Source organism: Kocuria tytonicola (assembly GCF_003687455.1).
GTDB lineage: Bacteria > Actinomycetota > Actinomycetes > Actinomycetales > Micrococcaceae > Kocuria > Kocuria tytonicola.
On the sequence record NZ_PHOA01000153.1, the window covers coordinates 1 to 3,480 of the forward strand.

At 59.0% G+C, this 3,480-nt stretch carries 3 protein-coding genes; 2 read left to right on the forward strand and 1 reads right to left on the reverse strand.

Annotation, left to right across the window (positions count from 1 at the left end; genetic code table 11):
- The first annotated feature begins 330 nt into the window (after positions 1-330).
- Positions 331-1,188: a hypothetical protein gene (locus CWC38_RS12065; RefSeq protein ID WP_124106167.1), complete on the forward strand. Its 858-nt coding sequence runs from the start codon at positions 331-333 to the stop codon at positions 1,186-1,188.
- A gap of 41 nt (positions 1,189-1,229) precedes the next feature.
- Positions 1,230-1,754 (forward strand): hypothetical protein, encoded by a 525-nt coding sequence (locus tag CWC38_RS11285; RefSeq protein WP_124106168.1) that lies wholly within the window; start codon positions 1,230-1,232, stop codon positions 1,752-1,754.
- 128 nt (positions 1,755-1,882) lie between these two features.
- Here CWC38_RS11285 and CWC38_RS12630 read toward each other — a convergent pair whose 3' ends face one another.
- Positions 1,883-3,076 (reverse strand): GmrSD restriction endonuclease domain-containing protein, encoded by a 1,194-nt coding sequence (locus CWC38_RS12630; protein ID WP_206059906.1) that lies wholly within the window; start codon positions 3,074-3,076, stop codon positions 1,883-1,885.
- Positions 3,077-3,480 lie beyond the last annotated feature (404 nt).

A 3,480-nucleotide genomic window follows, 5' to 3' on the forward strand; every position in this document is an offset into this window, starting at 1 on the left:
GGTAAGGCTGGGGGTGTCCATCGCGTCTTTCCAATGTCGGGAGATTATGGGAGAGAGGCCCCATTTTTTGCTATGAACATGAGAAAATTCGCGTTTTATGACACAGAGCCCCTAGCTAGGAGTAATGAAACTCTAGCCCTTCCCGGGCGGGGTCGCCAGTGCTAGTATCAGCAGTATGATCCTCGCTGAAAAGCGGGGGATCTAATTTTCTATTGAAATAACTGACGGAGTAGCGCAATGCGGAGATATGCTATCTATGTACCAAGAAGTCAATCTCGAAGTCTAGAGGAGTCGCTTGACAGTGGGTCCTGGGGATGGGCTGACACCTCGATGTCACTGAACGTCCTGTCGGAGGGAGCAACTTTCGGGGAATTGGTCAAAGGCATCGATGTCAATGACATCATTATCATGGGGACGGACGGTAGTTCGCCGCGCACTTCGAATAGTTGGTCACCCAGTGATGTCGGTCGGTCCTACATGTTGCAGGTAACCCAGAATTACTACGTTGGCCAGAACCCAATTTGGCATGATGAGTTCGACGAGGGGTCCGTAAAATATCCGAATCGAATTGATTTTGAACTTATTGACTCGAGCGAGGACTCGGATTCCATCGTAGATCAATACGCGGCTCAATCCCTGAAATTGTCTGCAAATATCCGTAGCGCGCCGATTCCTATCAATATGAATGGCAAAGCTGGGGCATCCGCACTAAGGGGGCAGCAAGGCGCACCCCTACCGGGCCGCCTCGTTTTTAAGCCTTGGGCTGGCCCAAATTCGAGTACCTACATGGTTCAGTCCAAATCGATCACACCGCGGATGGCACAGAGAATTGAATTTCAGCTGCAGAGTGAATTTGGTGAATGGTTAACGGGTCAAGGCTATGCGGTGGAGAATGTGGACATCCCTTCTTTGCGCGGAGGGTTGGCTCCAGATCTCTATTGCCGGTCCTTAAATATTGTAGTTGAAGCCAAGAAGTCGCCCACTAGGGAAAATGTCCGAATGGCAATCGGCCAGGTTTTGGACTATCAGCAATCTATGAATACTTGGCTGGGGGCTTCGACTCCAGATGTGGAGCCCGCAATTCTGTTGCCTGCGGAACCATCTTCAGACCTGAAGCAGTTACTTACTACTTTGGGTATCCAGCTTTACGTTCGTGATTCTGGTGACGGGTTTACGCGGGCCTGTTAATGGTTTAATTTCAAGTACTTCGCGGGCAACCAATGTGATGCTTGCTGGGCATTCACCTCTCGGCATATTCGATGAAGGACGCCACGGATCTGGAACGGTCCTCTGTAAGCCAGACTCTCGAGGTCTACCGCAAGATGTGGCTTGGCGTCGGGAAGAAGGTGACCCCGAAGCAGATCCTCGCCGAGAGGGATTGGCTCCCCGTGGACGGCCGGCCCGGAGTCTATGTCCTGGCCACCGCCCGCGAATGCCCCCTCGGAGGACCGGACGCCGGGATGCGCCCCGGGGCCGCCAGTGAGATCGGGGATGCCTTCGGGCACTTCGAGCAGGAGCTGGACACCGACGTGGATGGTCTGGACGGGAAGCGCCACGAGTCCGAGTTCATCCTCACCCGCGTGTGCTCCCCCGAGCACGGGGTGCAACTCGCCGTCAGGGTCGAGGACCGGCCCACGGACGGCCCCGGGCACTCGGTGGCGCACCTGCGGGCGTTCCATCAGCGCCTCGGCGAGGAGCTCGACCGTCTGCTCGAGGACCACCCGGAGCAGGCCGGCTACTGGTCCGGTGAGTAGCCAAGCCACAGGTGACACCAGGGGATAGGGGAGCGGCCCTCAGCATCACGCTGAGGGCCGCTTCTTTATGGTTTGGAAAGAGGATCACACCGCAAATGTGGGGGAATCATCCTCTAGGCGGTCCGAGGTCATTCGCAAGCGACCCCGTCCCCATCCCGGTCCAGTTTGAGGGAGTAGCCCGGGGATCCGGCATACAGAGGCGCGGCGTTTGCGGCCCGCGCCGCGGCGCAGTTCGCGAAGCTGCCCGCACCTTCATTCGGTGCCGCCGGCTGAGGTGCAACAGGCTTGGGCTCAGCCGGCGCCACGGGCTCGTGTATCGGGGCGGGAAGAGCGGGATCGGCCTTCGCTGGGGTATCAGGCGCCTTCGGCTTCTCGTCCTGGGGTTCGTTCTCCGCAGGCTTGTCCGCTGACGCGTCAGGGCAATCACTGAGGATTTCCTTGATCTTGTCATGCTCAGCCTGGGTAACCCACAGGTGATACTTCGACTTCACTTCGACCTGGCGTGCCGTGTACGGGCACCAGTAGGACCGGTTAGGCGGCAACCAGGTAGCGGCATCTCCGTCCCCCTTAGCCTGATTCGTAGGGCCGTCAACAGCGAGCAGATTCAACGGGTCATTGGCGAAGGTGAGCCGGTCTCCGGCGCTGAGTTGCTGGGCACCCTTCTGCCAAGCGTCCGAAAGAGCTACAACGTGGTCGATCTGAACGGCGTCCGAGGTGCTCCTACCCGCTACAAAGTCGATGTTCTGACCGGTGTAGGGGTCGGCCAGCGTGCCGGTTTTCACCTTGCAACCGTCAGGGGCTTTCTGCACCTGCGTGAGATCCCGAGCCAAAACGTCGTTTCGAGTGCTGCACCCGTTGTGGTCCACGTCTTCCCACGGGGCCCCAAACTTGTCGCGGTCATACCCCGTCTTCGGAGCTCGACCCTTCACATCAAGTGTTTCCAGTGTCTCCAGCGCGGCACTGGCTTCCGGGGCGTCACTGCCCCCGATCGGGGCAGCCGTTTGCGTGGTCTCCCCTGTCTCCGATTCAGTAGGAGAAGGGGATCTGGTCTCCGAGGGCGACGAGGTGGGGGCAGGCGATGCGGTCTTTATTTCTGACGGGGTGGCCGACGGGGTACTAGGCGAGGCCGTAGCAGAGGGGGACGTACTGGCAGAGGGACTGGAGCTAGGCGGGGCTACCAGAGCTCCGATTATCCCGATGATGACGAGGAAGATAAACCCCAGGACTATGAGTCCTAAGCACCCCAGACACCCCCACTTCCATTTGGGGGGTTTCTTTTTCGGTTCGGGAAGCCCGTTCATTGGCGGGTACTGGTGTGACATAGGTTCCGTTCCTAAGGGGCAGTCGGGGGGAGGAGACCCTCAATGTGATGCTGAGGGCCACTTCTTCATGGGGCTGGTGTGCTCGGGGGAGTTGTGCAGCCAGCGCATTGGGGGTGCGGGGTCACTTGCTCCATCGCGAGTAGCTCGTTCTTCGGTCCATACACTGCGACAAGGTCAATTCCCTCCGCCTGTGGTGTTCCCCTGAGCTCCGCGAGTTTAGCCGCGAGTAGATCGGAAGCGGCGGCTTGTGCCTCTCCGGCCGGCACATCGTGGTTCATGTAGATGATGTAGTCGTCGCTTTGCATCCCTTCCGAGCTAACCAGGTCGGCGGGTGCGGCTGCGGCTGGTTCCTGGGTGGGGGAGGGCGCCGCGGGTGCCTCAGTGGCGGCAGGTGCGGCCACTGG

What these genes read in the sequence shown, in the direction of transcription:
- CWC38_RS12065 (WP_124106167.1), top strand. Translation starts at nt 331, where the DNA reads ATGTCACTGAACGTCCTGTCGGAGGGAGCAACTTTCGGGGAATTGGTC.
- CWC38_RS12630 (WP_206059906.1), bottom strand. Translation starts at nt 3,076, where the DNA reads ATGTCACACCAGTACCCGCCAATGAACGGGCTTCCCGAACCGAAAAAG.